The organism is Pannonibacter carbonis, from assembly GCF_003012935.1.
In the GTDB taxonomy this organism is placed as follows: domain Bacteria; phylum Pseudomonadota; class Alphaproteobacteria; order Rhizobiales; family Stappiaceae; genus Pannonibacter; species Pannonibacter carbonis.
In genome coordinates, this window is record NZ_PUDR01000018.1 from 24,077 (window position 1) to 45,334 (window position 21,258).

19 protein-coding genes are annotated in these 21,258 nt (G+C 63.9%); 15 read left to right on the plus strand and 4 right to left on the minus strand.

Annotation, left to right across the window (positions count from 1 at the left end):
- Nucleotides 1-67: 67 nt before the first annotated feature.
- From C8348_RS19435 to C8348_RS19505, 15 genes are all read left to right on the plus strand, one after another.
- Nucleotides 68-730 carry a sugar transferase gene (locus tag C8348_RS19435; RefSeq protein ID WP_425270837.1) on the plus strand — a complete coding sequence of 221 codons (663 nt, stop codon included), beginning with the start codon at nt 68-70 and terminating at the stop codon, nt 728-730.
- Nucleotides 731-1,917: 1,187 nt separating this feature from the next.
- Nucleotides 1,918-2,952 carry a LacI family DNA-binding transcriptional regulator gene (locus tag C8348_RS19440; protein ID WP_106754970.1) on the plus strand — a complete coding sequence of 345 codons (1,035 nt, stop codon included), beginning with the start codon at nt 1,918-1,920 and terminating at the stop codon, nt 2,950-2,952.
- 40 nt (nt 2,953-2,992) lie between these two features.
- Nucleotides 2,993-4,258 carry an ABC transporter substrate-binding protein gene (locus C8348_RS19445; RefSeq protein WP_106754971.1) on the plus strand — a complete coding sequence of 422 codons (1,266 nt, stop codon included), beginning with the start codon at nt 2,993-2,995 and terminating at the stop codon, nt 4,256-4,258.
- Nucleotides 4,259-4,365: 107 nt separating this feature from the next.
- On the plus strand, nt 4,366-5,211 hold the full coding sequence (locus C8348_RS19450) for a carbohydrate ABC transporter permease (protein ID WP_106754972.1): 846 nt from the start codon (nt 4,366-4,368) through the stop codon (nt 5,209-5,211).
- Entirely contained in the window at nt 5,208-6,029 is an 822-nt protein-coding gene (locus C8348_RS19455) for a carbohydrate ABC transporter permease (protein WP_106754973.1), read from the plus strand. The genes C8348_RS19450 and C8348_RS19455 overlap by 4 nt, the downstream gene beginning before the upstream one ends.
- 106 nt (nt 6,030-6,135) lie before the next feature.
- Nucleotides 6,136-7,182: an ABC transporter ATP-binding protein gene (locus tag C8348_RS19460; protein ID WP_106754974.1), complete on the plus strand. Its 1,047-nt coding sequence runs from the start codon at nt 6,136-6,138 to the stop codon at nt 7,180-7,182.
- Nucleotides 7,183-7,189: 7 nt separating this feature from the next.
- Nucleotides 7,190-8,470 (plus strand): amylo-alpha-1,6-glucosidase, encoded by a 1,281-nt coding sequence (locus C8348_RS19465; protein ID WP_106754975.1) that lies wholly within the window; start codon nt 7,190-7,192, stop codon nt 8,468-8,470.
- Complete coding sequence (locus tag C8348_RS19470; protein ID WP_106754976.1) at nt 8,467-9,180, plus strand: PIG-L deacetylase family protein; 714 nt, start codon at nt 8,467-8,469, stop codon at nt 9,178-9,180. The genes C8348_RS19465 and C8348_RS19470 overlap by 4 nt, the downstream gene beginning before the upstream one ends.
- Nucleotides 9,181-9,432: 252 nt before the next feature.
- On the plus strand, nt 9,433-10,209 hold the full coding sequence (locus tag C8348_RS19475) for a DeoR/GlpR family DNA-binding transcription regulator (protein ID WP_244294070.1): 777 nt from the start codon (nt 9,433-9,435) through the stop codon (nt 10,207-10,209).
- Nucleotides 10,197-11,321 carry an ABC transporter ATP-binding protein gene (locus C8348_RS19480; RefSeq protein WP_244294071.1) on the plus strand — a complete coding sequence of 375 codons (1,125 nt, stop codon included), beginning with the start codon at nt 10,197-10,199 and terminating at the stop codon, nt 11,319-11,321. Before C8348_RS19475 ends, C8348_RS19480 begins: the two co-directional genes overlap by 13 nt.
- 69 nt (nt 11,322-11,390) lie before the next feature.
- Nucleotides 11,391-12,674, plus strand: coding sequence for an ABC transporter substrate-binding protein (locus C8348_RS19485; protein WP_106754978.1), 1,284 nt, complete (start codon nt 11,391-11,393; stop codon nt 12,672-12,674).
- A gap of 82 nt (nt 12,675-12,756) precedes the next feature.
- Nucleotides 12,757-13,647 carry a carbohydrate ABC transporter permease gene (locus tag C8348_RS19490; RefSeq protein ID WP_208983830.1) on the plus strand — a complete coding sequence of 297 codons (891 nt, stop codon included), beginning with the start codon at nt 12,757-12,759 and terminating at the stop codon, nt 13,645-13,647.
- Nucleotides 13,644-14,465, plus strand: coding sequence for a carbohydrate ABC transporter permease (locus C8348_RS19495; RefSeq protein WP_106754979.1), 822 nt, complete (start codon nt 13,644-13,646; stop codon nt 14,463-14,465). The genes C8348_RS19490 and C8348_RS19495 overlap by 4 nt, the downstream gene beginning before the upstream one ends.
- A gap of 129 nt (nt 14,466-14,594) precedes the next feature.
- Entirely contained in the window at nt 14,595-15,932 is a 1,338-nt protein-coding gene (locus C8348_RS19500; protein ID WP_108724199.1) for an oligosaccharide flippase family protein, read from the plus strand.
- Entirely contained in the window at nt 15,929-16,750 is an 822-nt protein-coding gene (locus C8348_RS19505; protein ID WP_157950480.1) for a glycosyltransferase family 2 protein, read from the plus strand. Before C8348_RS19500 ends, C8348_RS19505 begins: the two co-directional genes overlap by 4 nt.
- A 25-nt stretch (nt 16,751-16,775) precedes the next feature.
- Here C8348_RS19505 and C8348_RS19510 read toward each other — a convergent pair whose 3' ends face one another.
- From C8348_RS19510 to C8348_RS19520, 4 genes are all read right to left on the minus strand, one after another.
- Complete coding sequence (locus tag C8348_RS19510) at nt 16,776-18,590, minus strand: adenine deaminase (RefSeq protein ID WP_106754981.1); 1,815 nt, start codon at nt 18,588-18,590, stop codon at nt 16,776-16,778.
- Nucleotides 18,591-18,668: 78 nt separating this feature from the next.
- Nucleotides 18,669-19,877, minus strand: coding sequence for an MFS transporter (locus tag C8348_RS19515; RefSeq protein ID WP_106754982.1), 1,209 nt, complete (start codon nt 19,875-19,877; stop codon nt 18,669-18,671).
- A 45-nt stretch (nt 19,878-19,922) separates the two neighbouring features.
- Nucleotides 19,923-20,069 carry a hypothetical protein gene (locus tag C8348_RS22205; protein WP_198647157.1) on the minus strand — a complete coding sequence of 49 codons (147 nt, stop codon included), beginning with the start codon at nt 20,067-20,069 and terminating at the stop codon, nt 19,923-19,925.
- Nucleotides 20,045-21,247: a preATP grasp domain-containing protein gene (locus C8348_RS19520; protein WP_106754983.1), complete on the minus strand. Its 1,203-nt coding sequence runs from the start codon at nt 21,245-21,247 to the stop codon at nt 20,045-20,047. The genes C8348_RS22205 and C8348_RS19520 overlap by 25 nt, the downstream gene beginning before the upstream one ends.
- Between the last annotated feature and the right edge of the window lie 11 nt (nt 21,248-21,258).

The following is a 21,258-nucleotide window of genomic DNA, read 5'->3' on the forward strand; positions in this document are numbered from 1 at the left end:
ACGACAGGCTCCACTGGCCAGCTCACAGGACCTTCGCGGGACCTTTTCTCATTCGGCCTTTACGAGTATTGCTCCGGCCGCAGACGCGACCTTCGATACTGACGCAGCGTCAAACTTTCGCAAGGCGCTTCGCCCAGGCCTCAAACGCACTCTTGATATTGCTGGTAGCGCCACTGGTCTCCTTTTGCTCAGCCCGCTTTTCGTCGGCATCGCAGCCGCCATCAAGCTTGGCAGCCCGGGTCCGGTGATCTTCCGCCAGGCCCGCTATGGCCGCAATGGCGAGTTGTTCTACGCCCTGAAGTTCCGCTCGATGTATGTCGCGACACAGGACGCCACCGGCGTTGCCCAGACCCGCAAGAACGATCCCCGCATCACGCCGATCGGCCGTTTCCTACGCCGCTCCAACTTCGATGAACTGCCGCAGTTGTGGAACGTTCTGAAAGGCGAGATGTCGCTGGTCGGCCCGCGCCCCCATGTACCTGGCATGTTGGCGGCAGGCGTTCCTTACGAAGAGTTTGACCCGCGCTATATGGATCGCCATCAGGTCCGCCCGGGTATCACCGGTCTTGCCCAGGTCAATGGCTTCCGTGGTGAAACCACCGAGGAATACCACGCCCGCATGCGGGTCAACTATGACCTGGAATACATCCGCACACAGTCCACACGGCAGGACATCAAGATCCTGTTCCAGACCGTCTGGCGCGAATTCACCAAGGGCACGGGATACTGACCAGCTTCGCGTAACTTGCAGACTGCTACCGGCAGAGATCAACTGATCTCAAAATTAGAAGTTGCATGTTTTAGCCGATGATCCCCTCTGCCGTGCGGACTGTCGCTGCCCCACGTATCTCAATGGGGCGCCACGGGCGTGGATGGACGGGGAACTCGTCGAAATGCTCTGTCGGTCGACGAATGCACCAGACGTCTATGTCTTGACTGCAGGACCCTGTCAGGGGCGTCACTTGGCGTTGCCTTTAACCGAACACTGTTTGCTTCCGACCAGATGTCAGTGATGGCCAGTCGAGAATAACGGCCTTCATGCTTCAACACACCCAAAACGAAACTCATCGCGCCCGGTGACCTTGCCCCAGCTTTTATCTGGTACTGAGTTCGCTCTGACGTTTGGTGACGCACTCCCAGTTTGTGGACCCGCGAGAACTCGAGTTCTCCGGACTTAAGGCTTGACTGCCCCCCCCCGAAGCCGCGGCACAGATATGGGCCTCACCGGGCATCCGATGAGGTTGAATATGGCTCGATATCAAGCGCTTGCCTCAATTGGCTGAGATTCCAGGTTCCCAGCCAAACTTTTCATTTATTTGAATAATTTATCCTTCCCACAAAGGGTGAGGCGTGCGGTCTCGGTGAAGATTGTGGCCTGGTTATGCTTCGATCCGCATTCCTTTGAGAGAGCGACCTGTTGCCGATCACGGCCCTTGAAAACGCCGCCATGCCGGAACGGGTCGTCGAACTCCTGCGCAGCCCCCCCAGTTTCCCATCCGCCTCGGCCCCAGCCTCCTGGCCGATCTCGACCCCATGATGCGGGCGCGCTTCCTGATGGACTGGTCCGGGTCCTTCGAGCGCCCGGAAACCCCGGCACGGTAGACCCTTCCAGCGCCGTGTCTCCCGAAACGAATGGTGCGCCTTCAGGAAAGCCGTTGCAGTCACCGCGCCAGCGGGGGGCGGAACAAAGCGGATGCACGAGCATCGTCAGGCACTGCCCTCGTCCGCCCTGGCCAGCGCACCCTTTCGGTAGCAGCCCCATCTGGCGCTGCGTAAACTATCGAACAGACCATTCTTGACACGCAGAAAATCAAAATCTAAAACGTTTTAAAGTTTGCACTTCGCCTTTTGAAACGTTTGCATATCGAGCAAACGTTTCGAGCAGCGACAAGTCCACAAGCCTGGGGAGGACCGGACGTGCGTCGGCGCAGCACCTTGAAAGAGATCGCATCCGCGCTGGACCTGTCGATTGCGACCGTGTCCCGGTCTCTGGCTGGCTATGAGGACATTGCCGAGAAGACCCGCGAGCGCGTGCAGCAGAAGGCGCGCGAGATGGGCTACGTTCCCAATGTTGCCGGTCGCATGCTGGTGTCGGGCCGCAGCGGCTTTGTCGGTCTTGTTCTGAAGGTGCGCGGCCCGGACTTCGTCGACGCCTATCTGGGCGCGACCGTGACCGGGCTCTCCGAGGCGCTTGTCGCCAAGGGCACGGACCTGATGATTGCCACGGCCCCCGAGGGCCAGGACGAGCTGGAAGTCCTGCAGCGCCTGGTCCAGTCCGGACGGGTCGATGGCATCATCCTCACCCGCATCGCCGAGGACGACGCCCGCATCCGCTTCCTGCAGGAGCGCAACCTGCCCTTCGTCGCGCTCGGCCGGACACTGGCGCCCTTGCAACCCCATGCCTGGATCGATGTGGCTGGTGAGGACGCGTTCGGCGAAGCCTTCCAGCTTCTCTACGGTCTCGGTCATCGCCACTTTGGCCTGGTCACCATCACCGACCAGATGACCTTCGCCCGCAACCGCGAGGCAGGCCTTGCCCGTGCAATGGCCGCAATCGGGGATCCATCCGTGCGCCTGACCAGCATCGCCGCGCCGCGCTTCGATGCGGAGGGGCATCGCAGCGGCATTGCCGGGCTTCTGACGGGACCGGACCGCCCGACGGCAGTGATCGGCCTGTTCGATGAACTGGCGCTGGCAGTGGTGCAGGCCGCCTCGCAACTCGGGCTGTCGATCCCGGACGACCTGTCGGTGATCGGCTTCGACAACGTGCCGGCCGCCGCCTACGCGGTCCCGGGCCTGACCACCTTCGAACCGGGCAACCGGGACATCGGCCGCATCGCGGCCGCCACGCTTCTGGATCTCATCGAGGTCCGTCCCAAAACCCCGCCCACCTTGCTGCGCAACGCCAGCCTGGTGCTGCGAGGCAGTCACGGCCCTGCGCCGCAAAAATAAGAACACGGCATTGCGAATTCATGGAACCGGGAGGAAAAACATGAGGACGTGGAAGACCTATCTCTTGCTGACAGCCGCATTGACGCTGGCGACAAGCCCCGCAAAGGCGGATCTCCTGTTCTGGTCGACCCAGGCCAAGCCGGTCGAGGAAACCCAGAAGATGCGCGACAACGTGCTCGCCGGCTTTGGCGAGACGGTTGACTATCAGGCCAGCGACGGTGGGCCTTGGCTCACCCGCATCCAGGCCGAGACCCAGGCCGGCTCTGGCACCATCGCGGTTCTTGGCGGTCTGCACGGTGACTTCACCTCGATCAGCGCGAACCTTGCTGACCTTGGTGCCGTCGATCTGGGCGGAGCAGCGGTCAACCCGAACTTCATGGCTCTCGGCCAGCTCGGCTCAGGCGAACAGAAATACCTGCCGTGGATGCAGGCGACCTACATCATGGCCGCCAACAAGAAGGCCCTGCCCTACCTGCCGGCGGGGGCTGACCTGAATGCCCTGACCTATGATCAGCTGATTGCCTGGAGCAAGGCCGTTGCCGAGGCGACCGGGGGCCCGAAATTCGGCTTCCCCGCTGGGCCGAAGGGCCTGAAGCACCGTTTCTTCCAGGGCTACCTTCTGCCTTCCTTCGCCGAATCGACCGTGACCAAGTTCCGCTCGGCCGAAGCCGAACAGGCCTGGACCAAGTTCAAGGACCTGTGGAGCTACACCAATCCCGCCTCGACCGGCTACGGCTTCCTGCAGGAACAGCTCCTGACGGAGGAAGTCTGGATCGCCTTTGACCACACGGCCCGGCTCGCCGACGCCTTTAATCAGAAGCCGGATGACTTCGTCGCCTTCCCGGCGCCCGCCGGTCCCGCCGGCCGCGGCTTCATGCCCGTGGTTGCCGGCATTGCCATCCCATCGACAGCGCCGGACATGGAAAAGGCCAAGGCCCTCGTTGCCTACATGCTGAAGCCGGAAACACAGATCGCAACGCTCCGGGCCACCAACTTCTTCCCGGTCGTGGACGTGACCCTTCCCGATGACATGCCGGCCTCGGTCAAGGCCTCCGGTGCCGCCATCGCAGCCATGACGGGTGCGGCGGACGCCAAGCCGGCCCTGCTGCCGATGGGGCTTGGCGAAGCCGGTGGCAAGTTCAACCAGGTCTATATCGACACGTTCGAGCGGATTGTCCTCGCCAACCAGGACGTCCGGACCGTGCTGGACAGCCAGGCCGAGGCGCTTCGGGCGATCATGAAGGAAACCGGTGCACCCTGCTGGGCACCGGACAAGCCGTCCGAAGGCGCCTGCCCGGTCGACTGAGACATCGACGACGTCGGCTGGTTCCTCCGGCTTCCATCCCCGTCTACAGCCGGGCCGCAAACCCATGCGGTCCGGCTGACAATCCCCTGCGGTGAAGGACCCTGACCATGGGCTCGACACGCCTGCCCTATCTCCTGTTGCTGCCCTCCGTGCTGTTCCTGGGGGTGTTCTTCCTCTATCCGTTCGCGCTGGTTGCCTGGGAGGCGTTCAACCGGGACGGAACCCCGACGCTTGCCCATTTCCAGACCATGGCCAGCCACTGGAAATTCGGCACCGCCCTGACCAACACCCTGTTGCTGGCAGCTGTAGTCGTGCCGATCCAGCTCGGGCTGGCACTTGCCATGGCCGTGCTTGTCACCCGCATGACGCGCGGCCGCGACATGGCGCTCTATGTCTTCACCATCCCGCTTGGCATTTCGGACCTCGCCGCCGGCATCATCTGGCTCGCGATCTTTGAACAGACCGGGTTCCTCAATTCGATGCTGCAGGCCGTCGGGGCTGTGGATGGACCGCGCATCTGGCTTGGCTACCAGGACAAGGCTACGATCTTCCTCGCCGTTGTCCTCGCCGAGGTTTGGCGCGCCACGGCGATCATGCTGGTGATCCTCGTTGCCGGAATGGGCCTCATCCCGAAGGAGTACAAGGAAGCGGCCGAAGTCTTTGGCGCCTCGCCGTGGCAGCGCTTCACCCGCGTCACCCTGCCTCTGCTGCGGCCCAGCCTGCAGACCGCGCTGATCCTGCGCACGATCCTCGCACTGGAAGTTTTTGCCGTCGTCTCGGCGCTCGGCGGCACCAACCTGCCGGTGCTGATGAGTGAGACCTATGTCTGGCAATTTGATCTGCAGGACAGGCATGTGGCCGCAGCCTACGCCATGGTGATCCTCGGCATCTCGATTGCGTTCACGCTGATCATCCTGCGCGTCCTGCATGTCCCCAAGGAGGCCCGCACATGACACGCGAACCGGCCCATCGCCGCCGCGCCCGGCAGCTGACTATGGCTTTGGTGATCCTTCTGGGCGCCTGGGTTCTGGTGCCGATCTACCTGCTCGTGGTCAATTCGCTGTCCTCGCCAGCCGAGGTCAATGGGTTCCCCAAGAGCTTCGTCCCCTCCTTCGACACCGGCAGCCTCGGCTTCTTCCTGGGCTTTGCCGGCGTGACCCGGGCCCTGCTCAACTCGGTTCTGGTCGCCGCCCTCACCATGGTGCTGTCGATCGGCCTTGGCGCGCCGGCGGGCTATGCCCTGTCGCGCTTCGAGTTCCCGGGCAAGAGTTCCTATCGCCTCCTGGTGCTGATGACACGCGCGTTCCCGCTGCCGCTGCTGGCGCTGCCGCTGGCGGTGCTGTTTATCCGCACCGGCCTTGATGACAGCATCCTTGGCCTCGCCCTCGTGCACACGTCGCTGGCACTCCCCTTCGCGATCCTGATCACCTATTCCCTGTTCTCCGGCATCCCGCTCGAACTGGAAGAGGCGGCCTGGACGCTGGGCTGCACCCGGCTGCAGGCGTTTCGCAAGGTGATCCTGCCACTGGTCCTGCCGGGGATCACGGCGTCTGCAATCTTCGCCTTCGTCATCTCCTGGAACGAGGTCTTTGCCGCGTCCGTGCTGACGATCCAGAACCGGACGTTGACCGCCTTCCTGCTGCAATCCCTCGACGTGTCGCCGATGCCCCTGAAGTTCGCAGGCGGCTTCGTCCTGGTGCTGCCGGCGCTCATCTTCATCTTCGCCGTGCGTCGCTACCTCTTCGCCATGTGGGGCATTGCCAACCGCTGAAGCCGTTCCGGCAAAAGCGGGACGCCGTTTGCGGCCCAGGTCGCGTGAAACCAATGAGCGAGATTTCGCCGGCTGAGAGGCCGGCCCCAGAAAAGGGTACAATTCGATGGCCGTCATCGAGATCAAATCCGTCGCCAAGTCCTTTGGCAGCTTCACCGCGCTGCACTCGGTCGATCTGGCCATTGCAGACCGCGAGTTCATGGTGCTGCTCGGCGCCTCGGGCTGTGGCAAGACCACCTTGCTGCGCATGATCGCCGGCCTCGAAACACCGAGCGAGGGCGAAATCTGGATTGGCGGCCGCCGCGTCGATCACCTGCCGCCGCGCGAGCGCGGCATCGCCATGGTGTTCCAGAACTACGCCGTGTTTCCGCATCTGACGGTCTACGAGAACATCGCCTTCGGCCTGCGGATGAAGAAGCTGCCCCAGGCCGAGGTGGACCGCCGCGTCACCCGCACGGCCGAACTGATGCATATCGAGCAACTGCTGAAACGCTACTCGGGGCAGCTGTCCGGCGGCCAGCGCCAGCGCGTTGCGGTCGCCCGGGCGCTGGCCATGGAACCGGACGTCATCCTGATGGACGAGCCGTTGTCCAACCTTGATGCGCTCTTGCGGCTGGAGATGCGTGCAGAGCTGAAGGGGGTTCTCGCCGCCTCCAAGACCACAACCATCTATGTCACCCATGACCAGGTCGAGGCAATGAGCCTCGCCGACCGCATCTCCGTCATGCATCAGGGCCGCATCATCCAGTCTGCGTCCCCGATCGAGGTCTACCGGGACCCGGCCGCCCGCTTTGTCGGATCGTTCATCGGCAACCCGCCGATGAATTTCCTGCCCGCCCGGCGGGTGGGACCGGGCGACTGGCAGGTCGCCGGACTGGCCCTGTCCGGGCCATCGACGGACGCGGATGAAGCAGACTTCGCCATCCGGCCGGAAGATCTGAGCCTGGCGGACGCGGGGCTGCCGGCCGAAGTGCGCGTCGTCGAACCGCTTGGTCCCCATGTCCTGGTCACCTGCGACGTTGCCGGTCACGCCTTCCGTGCCATCCTTGACAACGAGACCCGGGCAGCCCCCGGCGACCGTCTGTCGCTCGCCCCGCTCCCCGGTCGCGCCCGCTGGTTTGATCGCACCACCCAACGCGCCCTGTCCGCCTGAGGCTCCCATGACCCCGAATGACATCCGCTCCGCCGCTGCCGAAATCCTGCGTGAGAACGACCGCGGCGCCTACACGGTCCCGACGAAGGGGCTCTATCCGTTCCAGTGGAATTGGGACAGCTGCCTCACAGCCCTCGGGCTCGCCCAGCTTGACGAAGATCGGGCCTGGACCGAAATCGAGACGCTATTTGCCCATCAGTGGCCGGACGGCATGGTGCCGCATATCGTCTTCCACGTGTATGACGATGGCTATTTCCCCGGCCCTGACGTCTGGGCGACCGGCCGGCCGACCCCGACCTCCGGCATCACCCAGCCGCCAGTCGCGGGATTTGCCCTGCGCCGGCTGTTCGAGACCGCAACCGACGGCGAGGCTGCCAAACGGCGCGCACGCGCCCTACTCGGCGCCGTTGATCGCTGGCATGCCTGGTTCTACGAGATGCGGGACCCGGCTGGCGAAGGACTGGTGGCGATCATCCATCCCTGGGAGTCAGGCCGCGACAACTCGATTGACTGGGACGACGCCTTCGAGCGGGTGCCCCGCGACGGCATCGCCCCCTACACACGCCGCGATACCCAGCATGCGGACCCGGACCATCGCCCGACCAATGCGCAGTACGACCGCTATCTCTGGCTCGTCGAGCGGTTCCGGTCGCTCGGCTGGGACAACACGAAGCTGCACGACGCCTCGCCTTTCCAGGTCGTCGACCCCGGTTTCAATGCCATCCTGATCCGCTCCTGCGCCGACCTTGCCTGGCTCGCCGACTGGCTCGATGAGCCCGAGATCGCCCGCGTGAACCGGGAGCGTGCCTCCAGGGGTCTTGCCGCGCTCGAAAGCCTCTGGAGCGCCGGGCATGGCCAGTACTTGTGCCGCGACCGCCGCACCGGGGCGCTGATCGACAGCCCGTCCGTAGGGGGACTGTTGCCAGCCTTTGCCCCGATATCACCGGCCCGGGCCAAGGCCATCGCGACCCGGATCCAGGCGCTCGCCGCCAGCGCGCGGTATCTGGTCCCGAGCCACGATCCGGCCGACCCCCGGTTTTCAGCCAAGCGCTACTGGCGCGGCCCGACCTGGCTGATCGTCAACTACATGATCGCCGATGGCCTGACCCGCGCCGGCGAGTGGGAGACCGCCAACGCGATCCGCAGCGCCTCCATCGACCTCATCACCACCGGCGGCTTTGCCGAATACTACGATCCCCACACCGGCGAACCCTGCGGTGGTGGCCGCTTTACCTGGACTGCCGCCATGGTCCTTGAATTCCTCAAGTCGGCCGAGCCGCAGCCATGACGCCCTTGCCCGCAACCACCAGATCGCTGTTCCATGTGGCCGTGGTCATGGCCCATCCCGATGACGCGGAGATCTATCTCGGTGGCACCATCCTGGCCTGGCACCAGATGGGAGCCCGTGTGCACATCGTCATCGCGACCGACGGGGCCAAGGGCGGACAACTTCCTCCGGCAGACCTTGCGCGCCGAAGGGTAGACGAGGCGCGTGCCGGTGCAGATATCCTTGGTGCGTCGCTGACCCTTGCCGGACATGGCGATGGCGGCCTGTCCAGCGACATGGACCTTGTGGCGCATCTGCGCTCGATCCTGATCAATCTTGCACCGGACCTAGTGGTCACCCATGCCGGGAACGACTATCACGCCGATCACCGCGCTCTGGCCACAGCGGTTCGGGCCGCGGCGAGCTTTTCAATGCCCGTGATCGTCTGTGACACCATGATGGGCACCGGGTTCGAGCCGACCCATTATATTGACACCTCATTCTTCGCTGATACCAAAAGCGCCGCGATCCGCTGCCACGTGTCACAGGATCCGGAGCGGTTCGTTGCCTCGGCAACGCTGCTGTCGCGGTTCCGGTCCGCTCAATGCGGCCAGCCGGAAGGCCATGCGGAAGCCTTGCGCTTCGATCCCGCCTATCCCTTTGCCGACATCCGCAACCTGCTGCCGCCCGCCCCCGGCCTCAAGCCCGTCCGGGCCCGTGGTCCGGCCTGAACCCTCAATGTACCCGCTGCTTCTCGCAAGGATTGCCGCGTCATCGGCTGCACGTCAGCAAGGCCGCATCTCAGGCGTCATCCAAAGTTCATATGAAGGTCAAATAGAATTCATATGAAAATCCTACACCGTCCGCATCGGTCCTGACCCGCCATCGCCGCTGCCCTGTTTCTCCCTTCAGGCAGATCGGATCGCTCACGGTCGGACCGTTCAGATGCAAGCGATGGCGAACGGATGTTTGGGCAACAACAGGTGACAAGGCGGCAGGCCGAGATCGTCGATCTCGTCAGGGCGAACGGCTTCGTGCCGGTCGAGCGTCTCGCGACGCAGTTTGCCGTCACGGCCCAGACTATTCGCCGCGAAATCAATCACCTGTGCAAGCTCGGCCTGCTGCGCCGGACCCATGGCGGTGTCGAGCAGCCGGTGGTGAATGGCAATGCCCATTACAGCGCCCGCCGCATTCTCAACCTGCCGGCCAAGCGCGCAATTGCCAACATCGTGGCAGGTCTTGTGCCGGATGGCGCGTCGCTGGCGTTTTCAATCGGAACAACATCCGAGATCGTCATGCAGGCGCTGGGCGGTCATGCCGGACTGCGTGTCTTCACCAACAACCTCAATGTTGCCTATGCCGCGACAGACATGACTGGCTGCGAAGTCTCGATCGCCGGTGGACGGTTGCGGCCGGGCGATCGGGACGTGCTTGGGGCGGCAGCGGAGGAGTTCTTCGCCAGCTACAAGGTCGATTTCGGCATTCTCGGGGTGGCTGGCATCGAGGATGATGGAACTGTCCTCGACTTCAGCGAAGACGAAGCTGGCGTCCGCCAGGCGATCATTGCGAACTGCCGCCATCCCATCCTTGTGCTTGACCACAGCAAGATCGGCCGCAGCGCCCATGTCCGGGGCGGCCACTTACGTCAGGCGCACACGATCGTTTCTGACAGGCCGCTTCCCGACACTCTTCAGGCCCTGCTTGCCGGGAGCAGCACAGTCATGCTCAGCCCGATATCGGAGGCACCATGCCCGCAGTGATGCCTCTTGCTGAAGCCGGGACCACTCCCGCAGCGCGTCCCCTCGGCACTACGGCCAGCAGCGGCCAGTCGATCCGTCTTGCCGGCGTCACCAAGACCTGGGGCGCCACAACGGCCGTCGACAATATCGACCTCGACGTTCCTGCCGGGTCCTTCACCGTCCTGCTCGGCCCGTCCGGCTGCGGCAAGTCCACCACCTTGCGCATGATCGCGGGACTGGAGCCGATTGAATCCGGACGACTGATGTTCGGGGACAAGGACGTCACGCGCCTGCCGGCCGCGCAACGCGATATCTCGATGGTGTTTCAGTCCTACGCCCTGTTCCCGCATCTGAGCGTCGCCGAAAACATCATCTTCGGCCTCAAGGTGCGCCGCGTGTCCCGCTCCGAGCGTGATGCGCGGCTGAAGCGTGTGGCCGCGCTCCTGGGCTTGTCGGGCCTCATCCACCGCAAGCCTTCGGAACTCTCCGGTGGCCAGCAGCAGCGGGTGGCCCTTGGACGCGCGATCATCGCCGAGCGCCCGATCTGCCTGATGGACGAACCGCTGTCGAACCTCGACGCCAAGCTGCGGCACGAGATGCGCGTCGAGATCCGCGCCCTGCAGCAGCAACTCGGCTTCACCATGGTCTATGTCACCCATGATCAGGTCGAGGCGATCACCATGGCTGACCAGGTCGTGCTGATGAACAGCGGCCGGATCGAGCAGGTTGCCAGCCCGCGCGAGATTTATGCCCGGCCGGCCAGCCCCTTTGCTGCCCGCTTCATCGGCACACCGCCAATGAACATCCTCGACCTCGATCCCCTGACCGATGGCAAGGCGACGGGGTTGCTGCTCGGCATCCGGCCGGAATCTGTCGAACGCGCCGGCACCGAGCGGCCTGCGACTCTGCGCGGCACCGTGTCGGCAATCGAGTTTCTGGGTGCTGACACCCTGGTTGATTGCACGGTCGGCACGCAAACCCTGCAGCTCCGGCTCGCCGGCGGCACGGATGTCGACCGGGGCAAGCCGCTGGACCTGCATCTGCCACAGCATGAACTGCACCTCTTCGATGCAGCAACCGGCCAGCGCCAGGACCACAGGCTTCACGAAATCGGGCCGCTTCTGCGGCTCTGACGCATGTCTCCGCAGGGAGGCTTCCTGACCCGGCACCAGCCAGGCAGGTTCAATCAAGGGAAGGCAGCCATGTTCAAGACTTCGCTTCTGAAAGCCGTCGCCGCTGCGGCACTCACGATGAGCACCTGGGCTTCGGCACAGGCCGTCGAACTGCAGTTCTACTTTCCGGTCGCCGTTGGCGGTGGCGCCGCCGAGGTGATCCAGGATCTCACCAACGAGTATGTCGCGGCCAATCCGGGCGTGAAGATCGACGCCGTCTATGCCGGTTCGTATCAGGACACCATCACCAAGGTGATCACCGCCTCGCGCGGCGGCAATGCCCCGCAGTTGTCGGTGGCCCTGTCGGCCGACATGTTCACCCTGATCGACGAGGAACTGATCGTTCCCTTCGACGACTACATCAAGACCGACGCCGACAAGGCATGGCTGAACGGCTTCTATCCCGCCTTCATGGAAAACAGCCAGACCGGCGGCAAGACCTATGGCATCCCCTTCCAGCGCTCGACCCCGGTGATGTACTGGAACAAGGAAGCCTTCAAGGAAGCTGGCCTCGATCCGGAAGTTGCTCCGGCCACCTGGGAAGAGATGGTCTCCTTCGGCCAGAAGCTGACCAAGAAGGATGCCAACGGCAACGTTACCCAGTGGGGCGTGCGCATTCCGACCTCGGGCTTCCCCTACTGGCTGTTCCAGGGCCTGACCACCCAGAACGACGTGATCCTCGCCAACAGCGACGGCAACAAGACCAACTTCGACGACCCGAAGGTCATCGAAGCAGCCCAGTATCTCGTCGACCTGTCGACCAAGCATGGCGTGATGGAGCCGGGTATCGTTGAATGGGGCGCAACGCCGAAGGCCTTCTTCGAGCGCCAGGCTGCCATCATGTGGACCACCACCGGCAACCTGACCAACGTCCGCAAGAACGCCCCGTTCGAGTTCGGCGTCGCTATGCTGCCGGCCAACAAGCGTCGCGGCGCTCCGACCGGCGGCGGCAACTTCTACCTCTTCAAGGGTTCTTCCGACGAGCAGCTGGCTGCTGCGGTTGATTTCGTGAAGTGGATCTCGGCTCCGGAACAGGCTGCCAAGTGGACGATCGCCACCGGCTACGTCGCCCCGCGCGCCGACGCCTGGGAAACCGCTGCCATGCAGGCCTATGCCGCCGACTTCCCGGCCGTGACCGTTGCCCGCGACCAGCTGAACCATGCGGTGGCTGAACTGGCGACCTACCAGAACCAGCGCGTCACCGGCTTCCTCAACGATGCCCTGGCCGCTGCCATCACTGGCCAGAAGGAAGTCGCGACCGCTCTGAAGGACGCACAGACCCAGGCTGACGCGGTTCTCGCAGACTACCGCTAAGGACATTGGCGGCGGGGCCACCGCTCCGCCGCCGCCTCCAGCAATTTCGATCCCGATCGGATGTTCAGGACAGGATGACAGGGTGACAGCGCGCTTGCCCCAGACCCGCGAATGGATCCATGGCTGGCTGCTTGTGCTGCCGGCCCTGGTGTTCCTGTTCGCCTTCACCCACATCCCGGCCGTTGCCACGATCTGGCACAGCTTTTTCTCGACCCCGCGCGGTCGTCGCCCATCCCGTTTCATTGGCATTGAAAATTACGAGAAGATGCTCGCTGATCCGGTGTTCTGGAAAGTTCTGGGCAACAATCTCTGGTTCGCCCTTGGAACCATTCCGACATCGGTCGCCATCGCCCTGGTAATGGCGCTCTGGGTGAACGACAGGCTCGCAGGTCGCTCCCTCGTCCGCATGGCCTATTTCACCCCGACGGTGCTGCCCCTGATTGCCGTCGCCAACATATGGCTGTTCTTCTACACGCCCGGTTTCGGCCTGTTCGACCAGATCACCGGCGCGCTGTTCGGCTGGCCGCAGAGCAACATGCTCGGCAGCCCGGCCTCGGCGCTCAATGCGGTCATCGTCGTCACGATCTGGAAGGAAGCCGGCTTCTTCATGATCTTCTATCTCGCCGCGCTGCAGTCGATCCCGGTGTCGCTGCGCGAGGCGGCCCTGATCGAAGGGGCCTCGCGGCGGACGATCTTCTGGCGCATCACCTTCCCGCTGCTGATGCCGACGACCCTGTTCGTCTCGATCAATGCGGTGATCAATTCCTTCCGCCTGATCGATCACATCTTCATCCTCACCGATGGCGGACCGGATTACGCCTCCACCGTGCTGCTGTTCTACATCTACGAGACCGCCTTCAAATACTGGGAGACCGGGTACGGGGCGACGCTGACAGTAGCGCTTCTCTTCATGATGGCACTCCTTGCCATCGGCCAGTTTTTCTTCCTCGACCGCCGGATCCATTACAAATGACAAGAGCGGGCTTCGATCTGGACCGGATCCTCAACATGCTCGGCGCCTGGACGCTGGCCGTGATGTGGGCGCTGCCACTTCTCTACGCCATCTGGACGGCGTTCCATCCCTCGGCCTATGAGGCCCGCTTCGACCTGTTCGCCCCGCTGACCCTGGAGAACTTTGCCAAGGCCTGGAGTGCGGCCCCGTTTGCCCGGTATTTCCTCAACACCTTCGTGCTTGTCACCCTGATCCTGACTGGCCAGTTGATCCTGTGCACGCTCGCCGCCTTTGCCTTCGCCCGTTTCGCCTTTCCCGGGCGCTCGATCCTGTTCAGCCTGGTGCTGCTGCAGCTTCTGGTGATGCCCGACATCCTGATCGTCGAGAACTACAAGACAATGGGGCATCTGGGCCTCGTCGACACGATCACCGCCATCGCCCTGCCTTATCTCGCATCGGGCTTCGGCATCTTCCTGCTGCGCCAGACCTTCATGACCATCCCGCGCGAGTTGGATGATGCCGCAAGGATCGAGGGCGTCGGCGTACTCGGCCTCTTGTGGCGGGTGTACGTGCCCCTCGCCAAGCCGACCTATCTGGCCTTCGGCCTCGTCTCCGTATCGCACCACTGGAACAACTTCCTCTGGCCGCTGATCGTCACCAACTCTGTCAACACCCGCCCGGTGACCGTTGGTCTCAGCGTCTTTTCAGCCATCGATTCCGGCGTCGAATGGGCAACGATTAATGCCGCGACCCTGATGACCTCCGGTCCGCTGCTGATTGCCTTCCTCCTGTTCCAACGCCAGTTCGTCCAGAGCTTCATGCGCGCCGGCATCAAATAACCTTCGGACTTGCCAACCAACGGTGTCGGGAAGATTTAAGCAATTTTAGCTAGGCTTTCTCTTGAGAGGCAGCGGTCGATTTCCGGCTGCTGCGCAAACCAGGATCAGGCCGGCAAAGGCTGCAATCGCGTGTCATCTCCCCTCAACAGCCGCAGCCTCAGGCTTCTCCTCGGCAAGCTGGCCCCCTTCCTGAAGCTCGGCGCGGCTTCGGGTGGAGCTGCGTTGCTGGCGTTCCTGACCCAGACCCTTTTGGCGCGAAGCCTCGGCCCGGATGACTTTGGCCGGTTTTCCGCCGGCCTCAGCCTGGTCACGATCATGGCGCCGCTGGCCTGTTTCGGCATCGGCAGTTTCTGGCTGTCCGTCTTCGGCAAGGAGGGCTGGCAGGCCGAGCGCTGGCTGGGCGCATCGCTGACCTATGTCCGCCTGTCAGCCGGGCTGGTGCTTGCCGCCCTTGCCGTCTGGGCGCTGTACGGCCCCCATGACAGCACCACGACGCTGGTCATCCTGGTGCTGCTGATCTTCGTCCTCAGCCAGATCGTGATGGAACTGGTAGGCGTCCTGTTCCAGCTGGAGGAGAACTATTCGGCGTTTGCGCTGTGGCAGGTGCTGCCCCATGCGATCCGCATCGGGTTGCTCGCCCTTTTGCTGCTGCTGCCCGTGTTTGCCGCCGACCTGCACAGTGCGCTTGCGGCCTTCTTCCTCGCCGCCGCAGCGATCCTTGTTGTCGGCTTTGCACTCATGCGCCGACGGCTCTCGGGTCAACTCGCGCTGAAGGGCCACGGCGAGCGCCCGTCGGCCGCGTCGTCCGCCCCGCTCCAGGCACGCCTTGGCGATGTGGTCCGCGCCTCGATGCCCTTCGGTCTCGGCGGCTTTGCCTATCTCGTCTACACCCAGCTCAATGTCGTGCTGGTCAAGTACCTCGGGTCGGACGCCGATGCAGCCTATTACGCCATCGCTTTCATGGTGATGAATGCCTTCCTGCTGCTGCCCAACATGGCCTTCGAGAAGATCCTCGTGCCGCGCATCCACCGCTGGTACCATCAGGATCTGCCGCGGCTGAAACAGGTGCTTGGGCTCTCGGCCGGACTGGTTCTGTTGACGTCTGCCCTGGGGATCGCCGTGCTCTGGCTCAGCGCCGATCTCATCGCGCGGTTTTTCTTTGGCGCAAATTCCGCCCCGCTCGCCAGCGCGCTGCTGATCCTGATGTGGTCGATCCCGCTGCGCTCGCTCAGCCTGTGTTTTGGCTCGGTGCTCTTCGTCGGCCGCTTCATCAAGCTGCGGCTCTGGATTGTCCTGATCACCCTGTTTGTCGATATCGCGCTCTGTATGGTATTGATCCCGAACGCTGGGACAAGCGATGGAGCGAGCGCAGCCGCCATGGCCATGGTGTGTGCAGAGGCGGTCATGTGCCTCCTCTTCCTGGCCGGCATGCGGCATGCGATCAGACACGGGGAACGGGCGGCTTGAGCACCAACGGGCACGGCAGGGTCAGCGTCATCATCCCCTGCTACAATTGCGCTGCAACGATCACGGCTGCCCTGGATTCCATTGTCAATCAGACGCTTGCTGCATTCGAGGTGCTTTGCATCGATGATTGCAGCAAGGATGACACGGTTGCAGTCATCACCCGCTATTCCGACCGGCTGGCGGCTGAGAGGCCGGATGCCCCGCGCATTGTGCTGCACCGGATGGCACGGAACGGCGGCCCCAGTCCGGCCCGCAACGCCGGCTGGTCCATGGCCGCCGGCGACTATGTCGCCTTCCTTGATTCGGATGATGTCTGGCATCCCCGCAAGCTCGAAGCGCAGATGCGGGTGATGCTGGGCACTGGCTGTTTCGGCTCCTCGCACGCCCGCAAGGTCGACCTCGCCCCGGTGCAGGATTTGCAAACCGACGCGCGTCTGGCCGCGCTGCAGCCAGTCACCATGACCCTCGGCAGCCTTCTCTATCGCAGCCGGATCATCACGTCCTCGGTGATCCTGCGCAACTCGCCCGACTACCGCTTTCCCGAAGACATGCGCTACTGCGAGGACTTCAAGCTCTGGTGCCAGATCCTCTCGGACGAGCAGACGTTCATGCTTCTCGAGGTGCCGCTCTCCGGCATCGTCGGCGGTCATGAGGCCACCCCCGGCCTCAGCGCCGCCGTGGTGAAGATGGAGAAGGGCAAGCTGTCGGTCTTTCGCGGGCTCTACCGGGACGGCCGGATCAGCTGGCTCCAGTTCGTCACGGCCATCGCCTTCTCGAACCTGAAATTCGTGATCCGGCGCCTCCAGAGCCTGTTCTGACCTCCGCTTTCCCCTTGCCAACCGCTCAGGCCGTCGGCTCGAACAGCTCCGTCAGTTCAAAACGGGTTACATCGACCAGGCCCAGATCGGAAATCCTGAGCTCCGGGATCACCACCAGCGCCAGCAGCGAATGCTGCATGTAGGCGTTGTTGAGCTTGCAGCCGCAGGCCGCCATCGCCTCCACCATCGCCGCCGCCTTCGCCGCCACCTCGGCGGCCGGCCGGTCGGACATCAGTCCGGCAATCGGCAGCTCCACCAGCGCCAGCTCCTTGCCGTCCTTCCACACCGTCACGCCGCCGCCGACCTCGCCGAGGCGATTGGCCGCCCTCGCCATCATCTCGCGGCTGGTGCCGACGACGATCATGTGGTGGCTGTCATGGGCAACGGTCGAGGCAATGGCCATCTCGCCCTGGTAGCCGAAGCCGGAGACGAAGCCGTTCACCACCTTGCCGGTCGCCTGGTGCCGCTCGACCAGCGCGATCTGGCAGACACCGTTCTCGCCTTCCACCAGCCCACCGATCACGGGCAGCTCCGCCGTCAGCGCCTTGGTCGGCGCCTGGTTCTCGACCACGCCGATCACCTTGGCCTTCACCGCATTGGCGCCCTTCGGCGCGGCAATGGCAAAGTCGGACGCGGCCAGTACCTTGCCAAGGCGCACTGTCTCGCGTGCGGACTGCGGCCAGTCATAATGCGGGCAGGCAACGCGCATCTCGCCGTGTTCGGCCACCAGTTGCCCCCGCGCATAGACCGCCTCGATCGGCAGCTCGGTGAGGCTCGAGGTCAGGATCACGTCGGCGCGGCGGCCCGGCGCGATGGAGCCCAGTTCCCGCTCCAGCCCGAAATGCGTTGCCGTGTTGATCGTCGCCATCTGCAGTGCGATCACCGGGTCGCAACCACAAGCAATGGCATGGCGGACCACCCGGTTCATGTGGCCCTCCTGCACCAGCGTGCCGGAATGGCAGTCGTCGGTGCACAGGATGAAGTTGCGCGGATCGAGCCCCTTCTGCGTCACCGCCGTGATCTGGCTTTCCACGTCATACCAGGCCGACCCCAGCCGCATCATCGAGCGCATGCCCTGGCGCACGCGCGCCACCGCATCGCTCTCCGCCGTGCCCTCGTGGTCATCGGCCGGGCCGCCGGCAACATAGGCGTGGAACGGGATGCCCCGGTCAGGGCTGGCGTAGTGGCCGCCGACCGTCTTGCCCGCCGCCATCGTCGCGGCCATCTCGGCCAGCATCTGGGGATCGCCGTGGATGACACCCGGATAATTCATCATCTCGCCAAGGCCGATGATGCCGGGCCAGGCCATCGCTTCGGCCACATCCGCAGCCGACACGGCAAAGCCGGTCGTCTCGAGCCCCGGAGCCGACGGCGCGCAGGAGGGCATCTGGGTGTAGATGTTGATCGGCTGTAGCAGGGCCTCGTCATGCATCATGCGCACGCCCGCCAGCCCCAGCACGTTGGCAATCTCGTGCGGGTCATGGAAAATCGTCGTCGTGCCATGCGGGGCGACGGCGGCGGCGAATTCTGCCGGTGTCAGCATGCCGCTCTCGATGTGCATGTGGCCATCGCACAGGCCGGGGATCAGGTAGCGCCCCTCGGCCTCGACAATCTTGGTCCCCTCGCCGATGCAATGCGAGGCGTCCGGCCCGACATAGGCAAAGCGCCCCTCGGCAATCGCCACCTGCCAGCCGTCGAGGATCTCGCGGCTCTGCACATTGACGAGCCGTCCTCCCCGGATCACCAGATCCGCCGCCGCCCGGCCCGCCGCAACCGCCACAAGTTGGGGGGCAACTTCGGCCCAGGATTTCGTGCGGTTCTCGGCGGCGGCATGGGTCACGGCAACAGGCTCCAGTCTCGGGCACGATGGTCAAAATGATCGGGTAAGGTTTCCGACCAGTCCCGGACTGTCAAGCTCTTAACCTGCCGGCGCCTCGGCGGCGGCGGGCGGGGCTCGCCGGATGAGATGACCATAAAAGGCAAGCCCGAGCAGACTTGCCGCCCCGCATCCCGCGCCAAGCAACATCCATCCGGTACCGGAGTTGGCTTCGGAGGCGACCAGCGGCCCCATCGCCCCTCCCAACGCCCCGCCAAACCCCCAGGACATGTTGAACAGCGCGAAATAGGTCGCAACCGCCCGCCCGTCCGCGTGACGGCCGACCAGGATTTCCGACCCGGCCAGAACGGCAATTTCCGCGCAGGTGAACAAGCCGACAAGTACCAGCAACGCAATCAGCCCCGGGATTACCCCCACCAGTGCCATGGCAGCCCCGCCAACGGCCAGCGACAACACCAGCAGTCCGAGCGCTCCCGTAATGCGCATCAGGGGCGGGACTGCGAACAGGATCAGAAATCCAAGCGCGCCATTGACCACCAGCACGGACCCGGCCCAACCCGCAGAACCGCCGCGCAGGGTCGCCTCAAGCGGAAAGGCGGCGAACAGCTGCGCAAACAGTGCCCACCAGGGCATGAGCGCCAGGCACAGGACGAGGAAGGCGCGATCACCAAAGACCGCCCGGTAGCTCCCGGCCACATCCTGCCTTGCATGATTGCGCAGCTCCTCAGCCCGCTCCAGCGCTGCCGCGCCCGCAAGCGCGACGAACAGCAGACCACTGAGCACCAGCGGCAGCGACAGATCAAGCACCGCAAGCCCGGCCCCGGCGAGCGGACCGGCGACACACCCCAGGTTAAGCGCCTGTGCATTCACGACAATCAGCCGGTCGCGCCGCGCAGCCGGCTGCGCGCCGATGATGCCGTAGGCGCCGGCCTCGTAGACTGAGGTCCCGAGCCCGAGCGCGGCCGAGAAAACCATTGCCCCGGTTGCGCTTGGTGCAAAGGCAAGGCCGAGAAACCCAAGACCGCGAAGCACCAGTCCGCCAACCACAGCCGGCCACAGGCCGAACCGGTCCGCCAGTGGCGCGACCACCACCGGCGTGACGCGGGCTGCAAGGAAGTACAGCGCGAGCACCGCGCCGACATCCGTCGGTGACATGCCTAGTGTCGTTGCGCAATGCAGGGCAAGCAGAGGCATGGCCATGAAATGCGAGGCGTTCATTAGCCCCTGCAGTCCGATCAGCCGCCAGAGCGCTGGCGTCAGGGCTGACAGGTCAGATGGTTCTTTTCCCATTCCACTGTGCCTCCACGTGTCCTTCAGGCAGGCCAAACGCTCCAGTCAGGCAGCAAGCCTCTTGGGGGCGGTCAGGGACAGGACCGCGTCGCTGATGCGCCGCGCCTCCGCCAGACAGTCGGCAATCACCATGTACTCGAAAGCCTGGTCCAGCGCCGGCTCGATGGTCAGCGGGATAGCGCCGGTTGCCATCCCCGGCCGGAGCAGAAGTCCTGCGTCCGACAGGACCGCGAACAGATCACAGCCCTCCTCGAGCTTGCCCCGATTGTAGGTCTTGATGTGCTTCGAATGCAAAACCTGCTCCCGAAGAGTCGCTTGGCGATCTCGAAGACATGGCTGCATCCCCCGCAGCGACCGTTGAATTCATTGACGAATATCTGCCCCTCTGCGACGAGGCCATCGACATTCATGCGCCCGCGATGCCCCATCTGGGCAGCGAGCCGCACCAGGCGGGCACTTTCGTCAAGAAACCGGATGCGGTGATGGGTTTCGTAGTCTCCGGGGATCTCAAATCCAACCCAGAGCGGCTCCATGTTCATGGTGCCATCATTGAGCAGAAAACACCGCCCTTGCGCGTCGATCAGATACTCGCTGTAAAGCACATGGTCTGTGTCGACATACCGTTCGACGACAGCGGGCTCATGGATGCGGCTGGCGACGGTCTGAAGGATCGCCTCTGCATCCTGTGCAGTGGAATAGCGCAGCACGGTCGATGAACCCAGCCTCTTTCCACCGCTGCGAGGTCCATGAACGATCAGGTTCCCAAAACCGCCGGAGTGACGGTTGAGCTTGACGATGAAGTCGGCTCCCTGGGACACAAAGTGCCGCATTGCCCGTTTGAGATCAGTCTCGTTTTCGCAGACCCGTCCCTCCGGCAGCGACACACCAAGTCCGGCTGCGAGCTTCCGGAAGGTGGTCTTCTCGTTCAGCAGGGTCGCGCCGCCCTCCTGCAAGAAAGCGTCCTCGACCTCGACGCCGATGGCCTCAGCGAACTCGGCGACATAGTTGTCGGGAAAATAGGCGAGGACACTGCTTGGCTTGCGGCCTTCCGGCAGTGCGGCAACAACCTCCCGGCAGGCTGCAATGAACTCCGGCGCGAACAGGATATCCTGCCGCAGGAAAGCAAGGGGAGCGCCCGTTTTCGGCGTCAGCACCGTGAGATCATCCGCGCGGCAGCCATTCAGTTCGGCCCAGTAGGCCTTGAGCTGTTCCGTCGGCGCGGATGGCAGAACCAGCACGTCACCAGGATCTGCCAACCACATCATCCGCTGGTTGCACAGAATGATCTCCGATTGCTCATGACGGGAGTAACCGGACACGTCAGCGACCTGATGCTCGCTGTCAACATTGGCAAAAATCAGCTTCGGCATGGGAAAGCTCC